Here is an 18134-nt window from a genome sequence, read left to right as displayed (position 1 = left end):
TCAGCGGTGCATTTATAGGATACACAACCAAAGTTAGGTCATAATACCAATTTACACGGAGAAAAAAATACAGGGTATTCCCCTGTATCTCAAAAGATCCCGCACGACATTTCGCGTCGGATGCCTGACTGGGCGCCAAAGCGCCGCGCCATGGAGAGATTTTGGCGATCCGGGCAAGTGAGCAGGATCAGACCGGCATCCGCCCGGGCATCACAGGCGCAAATTCAGGTCATGTGCTCAAATTGACGACCCCAGCTCCGGCACGACCGTGAACAGATCGCCCACGACGCCGTAGTCGGCCACGCTGAAGATCGGCGCTTCTTCGTCCTTGTTGATCGCGACGATGACCTTCGAGTCCTTCATGCCCGCGAGGTGCTGGATCGCGCCCGAGATGCCGACTGCGATGTAGAGCTGCGGCGCGACGATCTTGCCGGTTTGACCGACCTGGTAATCGTTGGGCACATAGCCCGCGTCCACTGCCGCGCGCGATGCGCCGAGCGCTGCGTTGAGCTTGTCGGCGAGCGGCTCCAGAACCTTCGTGTAGTTCTCGCCGCTGCCCAGACCCCGGCCGCCCGAGACGATGATCTTCGCGCTCGTGAGTTCCGGACGGTCGAGCTTCGTGACTTCACGGCCGACGAATTGCGAAAGGCCACTATCCGCTGCCGCTTCGAGCTTCTCGACCGCTGCGCTGCCGCCTTCGGCTGCAACTGCGTCGAATGCCGTCGTACGGACCGTGATCACCTTGACCGGATCAGCCGATTGAACCGTTGCAATCGCGTTGCCGGCATAAATCGGGCGCTCGAACGTATCGGGCGAGTCCACTGCCGTGATGTCCGAAATCTGCGCGACATCGAGCTTCGCGGCGATGCGCGGCGTCACGTTCTTGCCCGCTGCCGTTGCCGGCGCGAGAATGTGCGAGTAGTTCTTCGCGATGGCGAGGACCGTCGCTTCGACGTTCTCAGCAAGGCCTGCTTCGAGTTGCGGCGCGTCGGCCAGCCGCACCTTCGAAACGCCTGCTATCTTCGCCGCTGCATCGGCAGCCGCTTGCGCGTTGTGACCCGCGACCAGCACGTGCACGTCGCCGCCGATCTTCTGTGCGGCAGCCACGGTGTTCAGCGTCGCAGCCTTGATGGTTGCGTTGTCGTGTTCGGCAATAACCAGATTTGTCATTTCTATCTCGCTCCCTTACAGCACCTTGGCTTCGGTCTTCAGCTTCTCGACCAGCGTCTTCACGTCCGGCACCTTCACGCCTGCGCTGCGCCTGGGCGGCTCGGCAACCTTCAGCGTCTTCAGACGCGGCGTGACGTCCACACCAAGGTCTTCGGGCTTGATCGTCTCCAGCGGCTTCTTCTTCGCCTTCATGATGTTCGGCAGCGTGACGTAGCGCGGCTCGTTCAGGCGCAGGTCCGTCGTGACCACCGCGGGCAGCTTCAGCGACAGCGTTTCCGCGCCGCCATCGACTTCACGCGCGACCGTGGCCTTGCCCTCGGCAACGAGCACTTTCGAAGCGAACGTCGCTTGCGGCAGGTTCGCCAGCGCGGCGAGCATCTGGCCGGTCTGGTTCGAGTCGTCGTCGATGGCCTGCTTGCCGAGGATCACCAGTTGCGGCTGTTCCTTGTCGACCAGCGCCTTGAGCAGCTTCGCGACAGCCAGCGGCTGGAGGTCTTCGTTCGACTCGATGAGGATCGCGCGGTCCGCGCCGATGGCGAGCACCGTGCGCAGCGTCTCCTGCGCTTGCGTGACACCGGCAGACACGGCGATCACTTCCGTCGCGACGCCCGCTTCCTTCAGACGAACCGCCTCTTCCACAGCGATTTCATCGAACGGGTTCATCGACATCTTCACGTTCGCGATATCGACACCCGTTCCGTCGGACTTCACGCCGACCTTCACATTGGCATCCACGACCCGCTTCACCGCCACCAACAATTTCATTGCTTCTCCTCGCTCAATCCATTTATACCGCTTACGCTCGTCGCCGGAATGATCCCCTTTGCCTTCCATACCTGTTCCACGCGCAGAAAGTCTTCGCGGTTGCGCGCCCTCGTCGCGGCACTGGGCGGATAATCAACCCACCGCGGGGGAAGCATCCCCTCCTCTCCAGCCTGCAGGAGTTCGGCCCGGACTTGCGCGCGGGTCTTGCCCAGCGCCGGGTTGACCGCCGTGCCCGGGCGCGCGTCTGCACGTGCCGCATCGGTCTGCATACTCGACTCGTCCGGCGCTCCATTCGAGATGAATGTGGAATGCGGAGTCGACCGCTCGGGGGGGCGAACACCGCCGCCACGCGCCTGAACCGAGACAGCGACGGTTGTTAGCACAGCCGCAAGAACGGCGTGATTCAATATGGCGGCAGTATTCATACCGTTCTCCTTACGTAAATTCAAATCAAAGTTGATGGCGCTGCTCTCGCACCAGCCGCTATCCGACCACCCGATCCGGGTGGCACGGATCCCGACGGCAGGCCAGTACATCGGCGCCGACGGCCTGGTTACTCCTTCGTCCACCCGTTCTGATAGAGCTTCCCTGCCAGCACGCCCAGACGTAACGTGAGGTGATAGTTCTCGCCGTCTTCGATCAGTGCGGAGCGCACATCGCGGAACAGCTTCTCGATCGGGAATTCGCGGGTGGTGCCGTTGCCGCCGAAGAGTTGAAACGCCTCATTCGTGATCTTCATCGCTTCTTCGGTCACGCTGACCTTGGCCTGGGCCGTCGCATACGGATGGCTCTTTGGAGAAAGACGTGAAAATGCCAGGCTGCGTCGTGCAATCGCGCGTGCCATCTCCAGCCGGCGCAACATCTCGCCCACACGCAATTGCGTCATCTGGTGGTCGATCAACACCGCCCCGCCTTGCTTGCGCTCGTGACAATATGCGAGCGCAAGCTCGAACGCAGCGCGTGCCACGCCCACGAACACCTGGCACATGTGCGTGCCGGCGAACGACCAGGTCGAGGCCAGATTGCCGAGGTAATCGTCCTGCAGCGCAATGGCGAAACGCCTGGGCACCTTCACGTTGTCAAAGTAGATCTCACCCTGCGGCAGCGAGCGCTGACCAATCTTGTCGAGCGGCTTGCCACGCGAGACACCCGGCAGGTCGAGCGGAAGAATCATGCCGATGCCGTTCGTGAACGCACTTCGCTCGCCGGTGCCATAGAAGCCATCGCCATAATCCGCCGCCATGTACGCGAGCGCCACCTGCGCGACCGAGCCGTTCGAGATCCATGCCGAACTCTGCCCGTTGATGACGATTTCGTCCGCGCCCACCTTCGCCGTGAGGTTACCCACAGGCTGCTTGCCGCCCGTGCTGATCTCGTCGCGGTAGAGAATCGCGGCATCGCTGCCGCGGTCGGGCTGCGTGTTCATCCAGCAGCCGATCTTGCCGGTGCACATGTCGATCAGTTCCTGATTGCCGATCGACTGCGCCATCATCAGCGGCGCGGGCGCCACACCGATCGAGACTGCAAGCCCCGAATCCCCCCAGCCGAGCTCTTCGCCGATCAACGATTCGATGCGCACCGCCATGTCGGGAGGAAGCTGCGCGAGCAGTTGCGGATCGAGGCCCAGCTTTGCACTCTCCATCATGGCCGCCCAGTACGGCGAGCCAGGCGCGATCACTTCCTCCGGCGTCATACGGTCGAGTTCGCGGCCGACCGGCTTCAGCACGTCACGTGCGAAACGATGAACCGTGTCCTGGATCGCACGCTCCTCCTCACTCATCGGCGTTTCGAAACCGGTCAATCCTGCCAGCGGCAACCCCACAGACTTGTGCAGTCGAATCATTTCGGTACTCCTCCTATCCTGAACGCACGTCGACTGGACTGCCCCGCAACCCAGCCGCCTTTTAATAGATCAACATACCAAACATAGGTAACAATACAAAACGTGCGGCGAAAAAAAAAGACAGGGTATTCCCCTGTCCTTTTTCTTCGCCCGCACAACGCTGTGGCTATCAGGCCGTCTCGGCGTCTACCGTCTTCCCCAACACCAGGTTACGCGCGGTCTCGAGAAACATCGTCTCGAACCCTCGCATGTACGCGCGTTTGCTGCGCGTGGTGCCCAGATGGAGGGTCATGCCGTCCACGATTGAAATAAGCAGCACGGCAATATGTGCACTCTCGGCCGCCCCATGCTCCGGATTCACGGCGCGAATAAGCTTGGCAAACTCGCCCGTGATGGTGTCGTACCAGTCGTCCCTCATCTGCGCACATTCGGGGTCGGTAGACGCAAACGAAAAGAAATGCCACCACAGCGGGATATTCTTCGAGTCCTTCGCGTCCTGCAGCCCCAGATCGAGAATGGCTTCGATCGCCGCACGCGGTGAGGCATTGCTCTGGAGTGCCTGTTTTAGCGCATCAAGATAAGCGTCGATCACGGGCGCCATGACCGCCCGCAGGACGTCGGGCCGCGTCGGGAAGTAGTACTGGAGGTTGCTGACGCTGATTCCCGCTTTCAGGGCGACGGCACGCAGCGAGAAGTCCATGGGACCATTCTCGAGCAGGAGCTTCCTGGCCACACGAATAATGGCATTGCGTGTACGTACGCCCTGGGCCCGCAGGCCGTCGGGTGCGGTTCCCGTAGAGACTGCTGCGCTCGACGTGCGCCGCTTACGGGGGTTTGACTCTTTTGGCACTGTCATCGCTTTCCGCCTTGAGTGAGGTGACGCCTCGCCGATGAGAGGCAACGCGGTCACACAAACCGCTTCCTAGGTAAACATGACTATACCTTACACCTGGCTAAAACTCCATCCACGTGGGGGCATGCTGCAGCGTTCATCCCCCGCCTTCATCACCTTCAACCGCAGTAGCCGATCGCCGAGGCGCTCGCACAGGGCGCCAATTAGGCCTCGTCGAGGCTTGCTCGCCGGAAGCGTCCCATACCTTGACGCGCGTTACGCCCGCTGCGCTTGCGCGGCGCGCGCCTTGCTGTTCACGCGATCGTCGAGCGCGTTCACCACGCCTAACGCCCCGTTCATGACGCACCAGCGCAACGGCTCGGGCAGCGTCGATGGCGTCTTGTGATCGAGCGCCGAAAGGAGCGGATTTTCGATGCCGCGAATCCGCCCGGCGATCATGCTTCCGACCATGGATTGGGCAGCCACGCCATGTCCGGAGCACCCCGCGCTGTAGAAAATGTTCTGATACGCCCCTGTCGCGCCAACAACCGGCAGCGCGTCACTGGCAAAGCTGATATAGCCGCTCCAGCAGGCCCGCAGCGCAATGCCCTTGAGGGTCGGGAAGCGGTCATGCAGGGCTGTGCGCAGCTCGCGATACGTCTCATAGTCGGGCACGTTCGGCGTTTTGGAGCCATATGGGTAGTGGAGACGCTTCGTCGTCACCACGAGGGTATTGTTGACGGTCAGGCGATGGCTTTCCATGGTCCAGTGCGCTGTCACGATGCCTTCTCGTCGCGGCCAGCCCAGCGCCTTGCGCTGGTCATCGGAAAGCGGCTCGGTCTCGATCGCCGAGACCCGCAACGGCACAACCTTGTCCGCCAGCAGACCGAGTTGCGGCGTATAGGCGTTGGTGGCCAGCATCAGTGCCGGCGCACTCGCACTGCCGCGCGGGGTTTGCACCTTGATGACCGGCCCCTCGGTATAAGACAGCAGCGGCGTGTTCTCGTAGAGCTTCACGCCTGCCCGCAGAGCCGCGCGCCTGAGTCCCATCACGTACTTGCCGGGGTGGAGCGTGCCGCCGCGCGGCACGTAGTTGCCGAACAGAAACGCCGGCGGAATGCCACGCGCGCGCATCTCGGCCTGATCGAGAAACTCCGACTGAAAGCCCAACCCGGTACCGGTTCGCATGTCATCGCGCACCTTGTCTTCCTGAGCGGGATCGATGCCCGCACGGATAATGCCCGTCTGGTTGTAGTCGCAGTCGATCTCGTACTCCTTGAGCTTGCCTTCCACGAAGGGAACGGCGTCTTCGTAGTAGCGGACGATCTCCTTCCCTTTCTCGTTGCCTACGCTCTTGAGAAAAAGATCGTATTCGAGCGCGAGTGCACCTGCCAGATAGCCCGCGTTGCGTCCACTTGCACCAAAGCCGGCAAATTCGCGCTCGAGCACGACCACTTTCGCTCCGTGCCTGACCAGTTCGAGCGCAGCAGAAAGCCCCGCAAAACCAGCGCCGACGATGACCACATCCGCACTCACGTCGCCAGTGAGTTCAGGCTGCATGTCGCCTGGCCGTTCCACCCAGCCGCCGAGCGCGCGGTACTTCTCCAGGTCAGCGGTCATTTTTGCCTCCTCCACTGGGCCAATCGATTCGACGCGAGAGCATTGCGTAGCCGCCACCGCCGGCACCACCACGGCTGCCGCCGCCGCACCCTTGATGAAGGTGCGGCGGCTCACTGCGGAACGCGAGCCGTCCTTTTGTCCTGCTTGTGTTTCCGTTGTCTCGCTCATACATCCCCCATCAAACCTTGCTCAGAATATGCACGGCAAGCGCCGCTTCTTCGATGCCCTCAAAACCACCACCGTTTTCCTGAATCGCGTGGCGCGCGCTGGGCACCTGACGCGCGCCCGCTTCTCCGCGCAGTTGGGAGACCAGTTCGTAGAGCTGACCGATTCCCGTCGCACCCAGCGGATGCCCCTTCGATTCGAGGCCACCGGATGTATTGATCGGAATGCGCCCGCCGATGGTGAACTCGCCACCTTCGGCAGCGGGACCGCCCTGGCCGGGCGGGACCAGTTGCAGGTTTTCCGCCTGAATGATTTCCCCCATCGCCGAGGCGTCGTGCACCTCGGCGACATCCATGTCCTCGGGGCCGAGACTCGCCTGCTCGTAGGCCTGTAGCGCCGCAAGGCGGCCGATATTCTTCTCCGGCTCGTCGATGCGTCGATGCGTAAAGCTGCGGACGACGCTCGCTGCAATCCGGATGCAGCGGCTACGGTCGGCACCGATGCGCCCCAAGCCCTCCTCGGTGCACAGGATCGCCGCCGCCGCGCCGTCCGAAACCGGCGCGCACATGGGCAGCGTGATCGGATATGTGATCGGTGGCGCCACGAGCACCTCGTCGATCGTGAACGGCTGACGGAACTGTGAATACGGGTTATGTACCGAATGCAGATGGTTCTTCGACGACACGGCGGCAATCTGGCGCTGCGTGGTGCCGTAGGTCTTCATGTGATACCGGCACAGCGCGGCGTAGACCGACATGAAGCGGCTATAAGGCCGATCGGACTCCGATCCCGGCGGCGGCTCGATGCCTTCGCCAAGCTTCATCAAATTGGAAAAGTTCTCGTCGACACGCGACACGTCCCAGCCCGCCTCGAACAGGGCGAATGATTTCGCCTTGTCCGGGACGTTCATCTTCTCTGCGCCGAGCGCGAGCGCCACATCGCAGGCACCCGACCGAAGCGCCTGGGCCGCGAGATGCACCGCAGTGCTGCCAGATGCACAGGCGTTTTCGACGTTGTAGACCGGAATGCCCTCGATCCCGATCTTGCTGAACACGACCTGCCCCGGAATGGATAGCTGGCCCTGCAGCGGCCCATTGGTGATACCCGCATAGAAAGCCGCGCCGATCGCCCCGCCATCGCAGCCCGCATCCTTCAGTGCGCCGCGTAGTGCTTCGCCCGCGAGATCGTCGATGCTGCGCTCGAAGTGCCGGCCGAACACGGTCATCGCAATGCCGGCGATGTAAATGTCGCTCATGTGTTTTATCTCTCCGTGGCTCACTCAGATCCGGCGGGTTTGACCCTGCCAGTACTGCTCGCGCAGATCCTTCTTCAGCACCTTGCCGGCGGTGCTGCGCGGCAGCGCCGCAATGAAGTCCACGCTCTTCGGTGACTTCACCGAGCCGAGCTTCTCCTTGCATAGCGCCACGAGTTCTTCGGCGCTGACGCTCTGCCCCGCGTTGAGCTCCACCACCGCCTTCACAGCCTCGCCCCACGTTTCGTCGGGCACGCCGATCACCGCGCAATCCTGCACCGCCGGGTGCGCCCAGATCACCTGTTCGACTTCGCTCGGGTAGACATTGAAGCCGCCGCTGATGATCATGTCTTTTTTGCGGTCGGTGATGTGCAGATATCCTTCGGTATCCAGATGACCGACGTCGCCCGTGTGCAGCCAGCCGTCGACGATCGCTTCCGCGGTCTTCTCCGGCGCCTTGTAGTAGCCCTTCATCACGAGGTCTCCGCGCACGCAGATTTCGCCGGTCTCGCCCTGCGGCAGGATCTCGCCGCGATCGTTCAGAATCTCGACGCGCACGAGCGGATTGGGGCGGCCAACCGAGGAGAGCCGCTCTTGCGGCGCAAGCTTGCCGTCCACGAAGTGTTCGGCCGGTGTGAGATAGGAAATCGATGCCGGAGCTTCCGTCTGGCCGTAGCCACCCGCCATGACCGGGCCGAACACCTCGATCGCGCGCTTGAGCTTTTCCACCGACATCGGCGCCGCGCCATACAGAAAGCACTTGAGCGACGAGAAATCCTGGTTTTCGATGCCGGGGATATCGAGCAGGCGGTAGATCACCGTCGGCGGAAGGAAGAACTCCGTGACCCGATGTTTCGCGATCGCCGCGAGAAGCAGCGCTGGGTCGAGCTTCGGCAGCACGACCACCGTACCCCCGCGCGCGGTGCACGGCAGCGACAGCATCCCCGCGGTATGGGTCATGGGCGCCGCGGCAAGATTCACCGGACGCTCCGCGCCATACGGAAACGCCATCATGAATTGCGCGAAGTAGGTCTGAAACGCGCGATGCGTATTCATCACGCCCTTGGGCAAACCCGTCGTCCCGCCCGTGCCCGAAAGCGTCACGATGTCGTCCATGTCGTAATCGACGCGCGGTTCGGTCGCGGGCTGCGCCGCGCTCCACTTCTCCAGCGACGGTGCCCACGGCAGATCGGCATCGATACAGATCCAGAGCCTGACCTTGGGGAGGCTGGGACGCAGCGCTTCAATCACCGGTGCGAATGCCTGGTGGAAGAACAGCGCTTCACAATCGAACGCGTCGAGGAGGTACTGGTTCTCCTGCGGTGCGCTGCGCCCGTTCACCGGGATCCACACCACGCCTGCACGCCACAGTCCCAGCGTGCAGGTCCATGCCGTGACGTCGTTGTCGGCCCAGACCGCTGCCTTCGCTTCCTTTTCGAAGCCAGCGGCGAGCAGGCCGTTGGCGATGCGGCACGACAGCGTGCGCACCTCATCGAACGAATAGCTGCGCTCGTTCTGAATGTAGGCGACGCCCTCGGGATTGATGCGCCAACCGCGGTCGAAGAAGTCAATGATTGCCATGTTCCATGTTTCCCTGAGTCTGTCCTGAATCTGTACCGAAACTGCGCGCTTGCGGCGCTTACAGCTGCGTGACGGTCGCGCGCGCGAGCCCGCGCTGCTCGAGGAAGCCGAGCAGATAGCGATGTCCGAATGCCTTGGATCCCGAGGCAAAGCCCACCTTCGCGGTCTCGCCGTCGAGAAGCTTGATGGCTGCTGCCGTCTGGATGGCGCCGGTCGCGATGTATGGCGTAATGCCGTGCACGGTTGCGCGAACGGCCGAGAGCTGGCCGCGACCGATCGCGAAGTCGACCGTGCGATGAAGCGACGTGCGTTCGCGTGGCGGCATGGCCGGCGTGGTCGAATCGACGAGTTGCTTGAGCACCGCATCCTGCTGCTCGTGCGGCAAGTTCGCGTACTCGGCATCCCACTTCTGCCCGAGCGCATGCACCATCTGCATCGCGTTGTTGTCGTAGAAGCCCACGCAGGAAACGCAGCTGCGCACGCGCGGATCGTTCTCGAAGTACACCGGCAGTGACGTTCCGCCCCACGGCAGCGCGAACACGGGCTGAAGGAAATCGGGAGAAGCGATGTTGAACGAGGCGTGCCGGTCATGCGGCACCAGCTTCTTTTCCCACAGATAGCAGGATTCCTGACGATAGCCTTCGAAGATCGTCGCGGTAGACCCTACGCTCACGCCAGCGCCGGCGCCGCGCGGGCCGCGCGTGAGCGTGGCGGTCTCCAGCGCGTCGGTGCCGGGCGTTTCGAGCGCCAGTTCAGCGGCGATTTCGGCGAACGTGTACATGTAGGCATTCGAGGGCGACACGAGCAGCCCGGCCTGCCGGAACTGCTCGCCAAACTGCTCGCGAACCTCGCGGATAAAGTGCTGCTCGCCCGTGGTGTCGAGGTAGTGGCAGCCTGCCTTGAGCGCCGCTTCCACGGCGGTGAGACCGAAGTTGAAGAACGGCCCGACCGTGTTGCACACGACCTTTGCACCGCGGAAGGCATTCACGAGCGAATCCACGGTGTGCCCGGCTTCGATGATTTCGTAGTTCGCCGACTCGAGGCGCACGACACGCTGCGCCATCATTTCCTGCGTGCGCGTCGCATTACGCGCCACGGCGGTAAAAGGAATGTTCTGGTCGATGAGCCAGTCCATGATCAACATGCCGGTGTAACCGCTTGCGCCATAAACGACGACGGGATGCTTTGCCATGCTTGTCTCCTGAAACGTGATTGGTCAAATGTTGCGTCTGTAAACTACCTGCGATGCCGCGTGAAGTGACGAGCACCGCCGTCGGTTGATGCAGCGATGACATGCGACCACTTCATAGAACACAATACAAAACTTAGGTCATATTGCCAAATATAAGGCGCTGAAAAAAGATAGGGTATTCCCCTGTCTCTCCACTACTCTTGCCTGTTACGCCATGGAAGCTATTGCTTGCCTGCGGCACTGCCATCCGGCGTCAGGCTCGCGAGGTAGCTGGCCACCGCCTGGATGTCTTCGCCCGACAGGGTGGCCACCATCGCGTTCATTGCGCCACTCGGGTCATGACGCTCACCCGTCTTGAAAGCAGCAAGCTGCTTCGCGAGATAGGCGGCGCCCTGGCCCGACAAACGCGGCACCTGGTCCCGGCCCATAAACGATGCACCGTGGCAGGCCTGACAGCTTTTAGCCGCCACGAGTGCCATGCCGCGCTTTTCGAGTGCCGCCTCGGCGCGCACCGCTTCGCTTTGGGCCGGCGTCTGCCGCGCGAAATAGGCAGCCAGCGACTGGATCTGCTCGTCTGTCAGCTCCCTCGCAATCGGACCCATGTAAGGGTTGGGTCGCTGCCCGCCGGCAAACGCATGCAACTGGGCGACGAGATAAGCCTCCGGCTGTCCGGACAGCGCCGGATACCAGGCGTTGACGGACTGGCCGTGCGCACCGTGACAGAAGACACAGGTCTCCTGCGGTTGCGGCCAGGGGCCTCCGTTGGCCAGCTCCGTCTTGTCGATCTCGCTCATCGCCTTTTCGAAATGCATGCCATCGAGATAATCGCGCCCGTAGAGCGCACCCACGCACACGACGCCTGCCAGCACGACAACTGCACCCAAGATCCATGCCCGCCTCATTCACGCCACCTCGCTACGTCGAGTGAAACCGGCCAGCGCCTGCAAGGCTGCGCGGTGGCCCGAGCGCACGGCGCCGTCCATCGCGCCGGCCCAGATGTCGGCGGTTTCAGTCCCCGACCAGATGAGGCGCCCCACTTCGGGATGCAGATACTTGCCCCACTTCGTCCAGAAGCCCGGCGGCATCGGATTGATGCAATGCAGGGTCCATGGATCGACCCGGCCCCAATCGTAGTCGTGGAATTGCGATGGACGCAGCGCGCGGTCGCCGAATGCCCTGGCAAAAGTGGCCGATAGCGTTTTTTCGGCCATCGTGGGATCGTCCGGCAACATCCCCGGCGCGACGAATGCAGCGATTACGCCAAGCGACGCGTCGGGGGGTGAGTTGTCGTACGCCATGAAGACCGGGCCCCCGACCTGGAAGATCGTTCCGCAGTAACCGGCGTCGCGCCAGAACGGCTTGTCGTAGACGTGGACCGTCTTGCGCATTGGGGCATTCGTGGGCCAGTTCTGCTGAAGCTGCGCCCGCCCGCCGGGCAGCGGCGGATCGAACACCACCTGATTGCACAGGGCCGGATTCATCGCGACGATCACGCGACGCGCCCTGACCACACCCTGATCGGTGTGTACCTCAATGACGTCGTGATCCCAGCCTGCGATCTTGCGCACAGGCGAGGACAGCCGGATCTTGTCGCCGAGTTGGTCGGCCATCTTGATGCACAGACGCTGCGAGCCGCCGACGAAGCGCGTTTCCTGCGCGCCGCCCTTGAACGCTTCGAGCTGCGTGTAGTTGCAGCTCGCACTGTTGATCATCGATAAATAGTGCAGCAGCCCCAGTTGCGCCGGCGCACCGCCCGTGGTCAGCTTCGCGGCTAGCGCGAGAAAGTAGCCGTCCTCGTATTTCACGCCCTGCTGCAAGAGCCACTCGCCGTAAGAGAGCTTGTCCAGTTCCGCCAGATGCGGGGCTTTCCACGGCGCGCCCGACGGCACGCCTCGCGACAGTTCGGCTAGCCGGTTGCCGATGGTGTCGTCCCCGCCGGTGCCCCCACGAAAATCCTGGGCCACTGTGGCGCCCTGTGCGATCACGACGGTCTTGCCCGTGTACCAGCTCGGAAACGTATCGATCTCGAGTTGCCGTGCCAGATCGAAGATCGCGGTCTGCCCGGGACCGATCCACTGTCCCCCGGCTTCGGAAACAACGCCGTGCCCAAGGTCATGGTTATAGGTGCGTCCACCGACGCGATTGCGTGCCTCAAGCACGACGAACGAATCGCATCCGGCCAGTTTGAGGTCCCGACCCGCAGTTAATCCAGCGAGACCCGCGCCGATGATCGCGACGTCCAGAATGTCGCCATTCATGGGTTTCGTTACGGCGGCCTGTGCCAGCGAGATGCCGCCGGCCGCCAGTGACGCCGCGCCCATCGCCGTAAAACGTAGCAGCTGACGCCGGGTCTGCGTATCCGGCTTGCGTTTCCGATCCATCTTTGATGCCCAATTCAGTTTCATTACTTCTCCCCTTTCTTTTCTGCTAATAAGGAGAACGTTTTAACCAGGTCGCGTCCGGCGCTTCTCAATGGGCCGTCAGCACCCCGTCCTGCGAAAACAACACCGGTTTGCCGGCGCCGTCGATTAATGCGGCGGTGAGCGTCGCGCGATCTTCGCGCTGCTGGACTTCGAACCATTTGGCTCCCGCACCCTGCTTCAATATGAGGCCATCGAGGCCCACACCGAACAGGCCGTTTCCGTTTGCAACGAGATCCGTGATCGAGCTCTTCGTCCCGGCGTTCAGTGGTGTCCACGTCGCCCCGCCGTCGCTGCTCTGGTACAGGCTGCCGAGCAGCCCGCCCACGACGATCCGTCCATCCGGGAGCGCCACGCCGGTCCACAGCGTGCCCTTGCCACCCGTCGCCAGATAGCTCCAGTTCGCGCCGCCGTCCGTGGACTTGAGCACCATGCCCTGTTCCGAGTCGATATAGAGGGCACCCGTGCGGTCTGCGAAGATGTGATACAGATTGCGGTCCGCACGGCCGCTGCCCGGCGGCTTGGGCACCGTTACCTTCGCCCACGTCTTGCCGCCGTCGTGCGTGGCAAGCATCAGCGACCACAGACCCACCGCAATGCCGTCTTTCTCGCTCGTGAAGAGCACCGAGAACAATGGCTGGTCCACGGAAATATCCATGCGCTGCTTCTGCCACGTCTCGCCACGGTCGGTGGTCGAGAGAATCACACCCCATTGACCGACCGCCCAGCCGTGCTGCGCATCCGTGAATGTGACCGCCGAAAGCGTTGCCGAAACCGGCACCTCGCGCGCCTGGCGCCACGTCTTTCCTTCGTCATCCGAAAGGATGATGAGGCCGTGCTCGCCCACCGCGACGATGCGCTTGCCCGCACGTGTGGCGTCCAGCAACATCATGTGAGCCGGGTCCGCCCACGCGTGGGCGGGCTTTGCCGCCCAGTCCGCCACGGTGCCCGGCGGGAGGGCCCAGACTGCCGCGCTCGCGCACAGCGCGGCGCACGCAACAAGCATCTTGATCATGACTGCGTCTCCCATGTTCAGTGACTGAAGAGTCCGGGCGCACGCGCCGGTTTGCGTCGCGGGAACCAGCGCTCGAGCACGGAAGCGAGTGCAGGCAGCGCCGTCATCGCCATCAGCAGGTTCACGAGGAACATGAACGCCAGCAGCTTTCCCATATCCGCCTGGAACTTCAGCGCCGAGAAGCTCCATGTCGCCACGCCGATCGCCAGCGTGATCGCCGTAAATATCGTCGCCACGCCCACTTCGAGCATTGCATGCTGCACAGCCTTCACGACGTTCTGGCCGCCGGCCAGATGCACCTGCAGCCGGTTGTAGATGTAGAACGCGTAATCCACACCGATGCCCACGGCCAGCACCATGACGGGCAGCGTGGCCACCGTGAGGCCGATCTGCAGTTCCTTCATGAACCAGTAGCCGATGAAGGTCGCCACCGAGAGCGGCAGGCAGCACGCGAGCATTGCGCGCCAGTCGCGGTAGGCGAGGAACACGAGAATCAGGATCGCGGCGTAGACGTAGAGCATCATGGGCAATTCGCTCGCTGCGATTTCTTCGTTGGTTGCGGCCAGTACGCCCGCATTGCCGGCCGCGAGACGCACGGTGATGCCAGGAAACGGATGCGTTGCGCGGTACGTCTTCACGTCGTCCAGAATCCGGCTGATTGTCGTAGCCTTGTGGTCGGTGAGGAACAGGTGTACCGCCGTCATGCTGCAGTCCGCCTTCATGAAGCCCTTCACCCGGCCCACGTCCACCGATACCGCGCCGTAGTTCTCCGCGTCGATCGGAACGACATTCATCTTCGGGTAATCCTCGTTGTAGCCCTGGTTGTAGCGGCGCAGCAGCGCTGAGTAGGACTGCGCCGACACCACGCCAGGCTCGGTGCGCATCGCGCTCGTGAGATCGTCCTCGTACAGACCGACCGCTGGGTTGTCACACGCCTTTCCCGTCGACTCGATCGCGACCGTGAGCCAGTCGAGCCCGATGTCGTAGCTACTCGCGATCGACGTGGCGTCCCGGTTGAAGCGCGCGTCCGCGCGCAGTTCGGGCGCGCCCGGCTGTAGCGTGCCGATCACGCGATCGCGGCTTTGCCAGGCCGCCAGTGCGAACACCACCAGCGTCAACGCAACGGTTACGCCTGCATAACGCGGCTGGGCGATGCGCGCGAGCCCGCGCAGCCATGCCGAGCGACGCTCGCTGCGCTTGAGCGCGCTATCGGCATAGGACTTCGTGAAGTTGAAACACGAAGCCGCGACGGGCAGCAGCACGAGATTCGTCACGATCTTGTAGGCCACGCCGAGCGACGCCGTGATGGCCAGCTCCCGCACCATCGGAATCGGAATCAGCAGCAGCGTGATGAACGAGACGAATGCCGTCACGAGCGCCAGCACACCCGGAATCAGCAGGCCGCTGAAGCTGTGGCGCGCCGCATCGAAGGAGCTGTTGCCATGTGCAATCTCGCGCACGATAAAGTTGACCTGCTGCACGCCGTGTGAGACGCCAATCGCGAAGACCAGGAATGGCACCAGCACGGCGAGCGGATCCAGTCCGAAGCCCAGCAACTTCAGCGTGCCGAACTGCCAGACCAGCGAAGTGAGCGAGCACGAAATCAGCAGCACCGTGAAGCGCACCGAATGGCAGTACCAGTAGACCGCGAGCGCCGTGAGCAGCAGTGCAATGCCGCAGAAACCGAGCACGGCCGTCGCGCCATCGGCGATATCACCAATCTGCTTGGCAAAGCCGATGATCTGGATTTCATAGCCCGCATCCTCGAACGGCTTGCGGATCTGCGCTTCGAGCAGGTGGTTGAACGCCACGTAGTCGAGTACCTTGCCGTTACGGTCGCGCTCGTTGAGCTCGGCTGTAATCATGGCACTGTCTTCGTTGTGCGAAACAAGCGTGCCGATATAGCCGCCGAGCGTCGTCGAGCGGCGAATCTTCGCGACAACGTTGGGCGTGAGCTGATCGGGCGTGATCGTGCCGGAGATGATCGGCTCGGCACGGAAGCCCTCGTCGGTAATCTCATTCACATAGGCGTTCGGCGTCCACAGCGACTGCACGCCAATGCGGTCCACGTTCGGCAGGTACGTGACGGCCTGGGTCACCTTGTACAGGCGCGTGAGCCCCTCCTTCGTCCAGATCGAGCCCTTGCGTGCGCGCACGACCACGGTGATCCGGTTCGCGCCGAGCAGGTCGGAGCGGTATTTCTGGAAGGTCTGGATGTACTCGTGGCCGATCGGCATCTGCTTCTCGAAGCCCGCATCCATGCGCAACTGCACGGCGAAAAAGGCCATGACGGCGGTGAACAGGCCGATGCTCACGAGCACCGCCGCACGGTGAGCGAAGAAGAACCGTTCCAACGTTTTGACCAGGCGATTTAACACGGCATTATCCCTTCAGGTGATTCAATGGCGTACGGAACAGGCCATCAGAAGTTCCGCGTGACAAACATCCCGACGAAGTTACGGTCTGCGTACGGATTGCCCACGGTGTTGTGCCCGCCCCAGAACAGCGTGTAATTGATGCCCGCCTGCCACACGGTCGGGTTCTGGTTAAACAGCACGTAGAGGTTCAGCGACTTCGCACCCTGCAGGTAGTTCGCGCTCAGCGTGGGCGTGTACCCGTAGAGGCCATCGGCGAAGGTCACGCCGGGCGTCACCTGCCAGCCGTGAATCAGCGAGCCGTCGTAGGTCCAGTTGAAGTCGACCGTCGCGCCCACGGAACTCGGGGTGCCCTGCGCCATGGCGATCGGATAGCCCAGGCCCGAGTTGTTGTTCAGCCACGGCAGGTAGCCCGCCTGGGGCACCTGCGTGACCTGCTGGCCGTTGACCGTGCGCGTGATGCCGTTCGTATTCAGGCCCGGGTAGTAGATCCAGGTGAGCTCCCAGGTCAGCGTGGCTTCGTCCGCGCCGAGCAGCTTGAGGAACGGATACTCGCTGCGCGTGAGCGCCAGCAGCCCGTTGATGTCGTACTGGAACTTCTTCTCGTCGGCCCACTGCTGGCAGTTCACGCCGCTTACGCCGTTGGTGTTCAGGTCGAGCGGGCCACCCGCGCCATAGCAGCTCGAGAGGGCCACGGCATCGTGCGGCCGATACGAAAGCTCAGTGCCGATGGCCCAGTTGCCGATGCCGAAATTCGCGCTGGCACCAAAGAGCTGACGGTTCTGCAGATACGACCAGTCCAGCGTCCCGTTGGCCAGCGACGAGAGCACCGGTGACTTGTCGGTGTAATTTTCGTAATAGACCGCGAAGTTCGCATCGAAGGAGCGCGGCGAATAGTTGAACTTCATGCCGAACTGCGGATGGTACTTCGACGGCGCCTGCCAGTTGACGGGCAGGCCGATATCGTTAAAGGGCGGCCCGGCAAACGCACCGTTGACGAGGCCGGAATTGATGCCGTTGAGCACGTTCTGGTTGCCGCTGCTGGCCCCTGCGATGGTGCCGGCACTGGGGCCGGCCACGTTCAGATTCGTAGTGCTAACCGTATACGGGTCGGTGCCGCGGCTGAGGCTGTTAGACAAGGACCAGTACGAGCCCACCGGCGGATAGCGGTTGCCATTCCACTGAAACTGATAGTAATCCTCAGTGCTGAATCCATGCGAAAGATCCGCGGCGAAGCTGACCATCGGTGCGGGCAGCAGCGCCTGTTTCAGTTGCGAGCCGGGAATCAGCAGCTTCTGCACGTCGAGCGAGTTGGTGGCGTTGATACCGCCCTGTGCGAACATGCTCTCGCCCCAGTTGATCACCTGGTTGCCCACTCGCACATGCGCGCCCTGCCCGTTGATCGTGAAATCCTTTTCGCCCCAAAGGTCGAGCAACTGCGCGTTGTAGACGACCTGCGCCGCGGCGGTGCTCGACAGCGGCGTGCGGTTCGTGTCGCCGGCGAGGAAGTCATACATGCCCGTGCCGCGGATCATGAACTTAAGCCCCTCGCTGGGCATCTTCAGCAGCAGCTCGCTGGTCGCGCTGATGTAGGTGCTGAAGGGCTGGCCCTTGCGGTAGTTCAGATCGCCGTCGTCGCCCACGCCCCACTGGTTGACATTGGCCGCCGCGCCGCAACCGAATGCGTTCGGGTCGCCCGTGAGCGAGCAGCTCGGGTTTTTGGTGCGGATACCCGCGCCCCCCGTGAGGTTGGTCACCCACGAACCCGTGAGGTCGCCCAAACCCGTCGTGAATTCGTAGCCGTACGCACTCGTTGCCGCCGTTCCAAACATGGCGAGCGTTACCGCAACATACCTTCCAATGATCTTCGTTTTCATGCGTCTCCCCTGCCGCCTCCCTCGATG

At 62.6% G+C, this 18134-nt stretch carries 14 protein-coding genes; all 14 read right to left on the bottom strand.

From position 1 onward, the window contains the following. Positions 1-237: 237 nt before the first annotated feature. The 14 genes from U5775_RS12905 to U5775_RS12840 all read right to left on the bottom strand — a co-directional run bounded on the left by U5775_RS12905 (position 238) and on the right by U5775_RS12840 (position 18107). On the bottom strand, positions 238-1170 hold the full coding sequence (locus tag U5775_RS12905; protein ID WP_322058520.1) for an electron transfer flavoprotein subunit alpha/FixB family protein: 933 nt from the start codon (positions 1168-1170) through the stop codon (positions 238-240). A 15-nt stretch (positions 1171-1185) separates the two neighbouring features. Continuing rightward, on the bottom strand, positions 1186-1935 hold the full coding sequence (locus tag U5775_RS12900) for an electron transfer flavoprotein subunit beta/FixA family protein (protein ID WP_322058519.1): 750 nt from the start codon (positions 1933-1935) through the stop codon (positions 1186-1188). After that, positions 1932-2360: a DUF4148 domain-containing protein gene (locus tag U5775_RS12895; RefSeq protein ID WP_322058518.1), complete on the bottom strand. Its 429-nt coding sequence runs from the start codon at positions 2358-2360 to the stop codon at positions 1932-1934. The genes U5775_RS12900 and U5775_RS12895 overlap by 4 nt, the downstream gene beginning before the upstream one ends. A gap of 128 nt (positions 2361-2488) precedes the next feature. Next, positions 2489-3778 (bottom strand): acyl-CoA dehydrogenase family protein, encoded by a 1290-nt coding sequence (locus U5775_RS12890; protein ID WP_322058517.1) that lies wholly within the window; start codon positions 3776-3778, stop codon positions 2489-2491. A 169-nt stretch (positions 3779-3947) separates the two neighbouring features. Further along, a complete protein-coding gene (locus U5775_RS12885; RefSeq protein WP_322058516.1) occupies positions 3948-4634 on the bottom strand; it encodes a TetR/AcrR family transcriptional regulator in 687 nt (228 codons plus the stop codon). A 252-nt stretch (positions 4635-4886) separates the two neighbouring features. After that, complete coding sequence (locus U5775_RS12880) at positions 4887-6230, bottom strand: FAD-dependent oxidoreductase (RefSeq protein ID WP_322058549.1); 1344 nt, start codon at positions 6228-6230, stop codon at positions 4887-4889. 178 nt (positions 6231-6408) lie between these two features. Then, complete coding sequence (locus U5775_RS12875; protein ID WP_322058515.1) at positions 6409-7650, bottom strand: thiolase family protein; 1242 nt, start codon at positions 7648-7650, stop codon at positions 6409-6411. Positions 7651-7674: 24 nt separating this feature from the next. Then, complete coding sequence (locus U5775_RS12870; RefSeq protein WP_322058514.1) at positions 7675-9228, bottom strand: class I adenylate-forming enzyme family protein; 1554 nt, start codon at positions 9226-9228, stop codon at positions 7675-7677. A gap of 58 nt (positions 9229-9286) precedes the next feature. Beyond that, positions 9287-10420 (bottom strand): saccharopine dehydrogenase family protein, encoded by a 1134-nt coding sequence (locus tag U5775_RS12865; protein ID WP_322058513.1) that lies wholly within the window; start codon positions 10418-10420, stop codon positions 9287-9289. A gap of 221 nt (positions 10421-10641) precedes the next feature. Further along, positions 10642-11322 carry a c-type cytochrome gene (locus U5775_RS12860; RefSeq protein WP_322058512.1) on the bottom strand — a complete coding sequence of 227 codons (681 nt, stop codon included), beginning with the start codon at positions 11320-11322 and terminating at the stop codon, positions 10642-10644. Continuing rightward, positions 11323-12801 carry a flavin monoamine oxidase family protein gene (locus tag U5775_RS12855; RefSeq protein WP_322058548.1) on the bottom strand — a complete coding sequence of 493 codons (1479 nt, stop codon included), beginning with the start codon at positions 12799-12801 and terminating at the stop codon, positions 11323-11325. Positions 12802-12889: 88 nt separating this feature from the next. Next, positions 12890-13855 carry a WD40/YVTN/BNR-like repeat-containing protein gene (locus U5775_RS12850; RefSeq protein ID WP_322058511.1) on the bottom strand — a complete coding sequence of 322 codons (966 nt, stop codon included), beginning with the start codon at positions 13853-13855 and terminating at the stop codon, positions 12890-12892. A gap of 17 nt (positions 13856-13872) precedes the next feature. Next, positions 13873-16233: an efflux RND transporter permease subunit gene (locus U5775_RS12845; RefSeq protein ID WP_322058510.1), complete on the bottom strand. Its 2361-nt coding sequence runs from the start codon at positions 16231-16233 to the stop codon at positions 13873-13875. 44 nt (positions 16234-16277) lie between these two features. Continuing rightward, the gene (locus tag U5775_RS12840; RefSeq protein WP_322058509.1) at positions 16278-18107 is read right to left on the bottom strand and encodes a DUF1302 domain-containing protein; all 1830 of its coding nucleotides are present in this window, start codon (positions 18105-18107) and stop codon (positions 16278-16280) included. Between the last annotated feature and the right edge of the window lie 27 nt (positions 18108-18134).

Origin of the sequence: Paraburkholderia sp. J63 (assembly GCF_905220245.1) — a bacterium.
Classification (GTDB): Bacteria; Pseudomonadota; Gammaproteobacteria; order Burkholderiales; family Burkholderiaceae; genus Paraburkholderia.
This window is presented reverse-complemented; position numbering and strand designations above follow the sequence as displayed.

Bases quoted from the DNA above. Each gene is read 5' to 3' on its own strand.
- U5775_RS12895 (WP_322058518.1), bottom strand. From the start codon at position 2,360: ATGAATACTGCCGCCATATTGAATCACGCCGTTCTTGCGGCTGTGCTA.
- U5775_RS12905 (WP_322058520.1), bottom strand. From the start codon at position 1,170: ATGACAAATCTGGTTATTGCCGAACACGACAACGCAACCATCAAGGCT.
- U5775_RS12880 (WP_322058549.1), bottom strand. From the start codon at position 6,230: ATGACCGCTGACCTGGAGAAGTACCGCGCGCTCGGCGGCTGGGTGGAA.
- U5775_RS12850 (WP_322058511.1), bottom strand. From the start codon at position 13,855: ATGATCAAGATGCTTGTTGCGTGCGCCGCGCTGTGCGCGAGCGCGGCA.
- U5775_RS12855 (WP_322058548.1), bottom strand. From the start codon at position 12,801: ATGGATCGGAAACGCAAGCCGGATACGCAGACCCGGCGTCAGCTGCTA.
- U5775_RS12890 (WP_322058517.1), bottom strand. From the start codon at position 3,778: ATGATTCGACTGCACAAGTCTGTGGGGTTGCCGCTGGCAGGATTGACC.
- U5775_RS12875 (WP_322058515.1), bottom strand. From the start codon at position 7,650: ATGAGCGACATTTACATCGCCGGCATTGCGATGACCGTGTTCGGCCGG.
- U5775_RS12840 (WP_322058509.1), bottom strand. From the start codon at position 18,107: ATGAAAACGAAGATCATTGGAAGGTATGTTGCGGTAACGCTCGCCATG.
- U5775_RS12865 (WP_322058513.1), bottom strand. From the start codon at position 10,420: ATGGCAAAGCATCCCGTCGTCGTTTATGGCGCAAGCGGTTACACCGGC.
- U5775_RS12900 (WP_322058519.1), bottom strand. From the start codon at position 1,935: ATGAAATTGTTGGTGGCGGTGAAGCGGGTCGTGGATGCCAATGTGAAG.
- U5775_RS12860 (WP_322058512.1), bottom strand. From the start codon at position 11,322: ATGAGGCGGGCATGGATCTTGGGTGCAGTTGTCGTGCTGGCAGGCGTC.
- U5775_RS12885 (WP_322058516.1), bottom strand. From the start codon at position 4,634: ATGACAGTGCCAAAAGAGTCAAACCCCCGTAAGCGGCGCACGTCGAGC.
- U5775_RS12870 (WP_322058514.1), bottom strand. From the start codon at position 9,228: ATGGCAATCATTGACTTCTTCGACCGCGGTTGGCGCATCAATCCCGAG.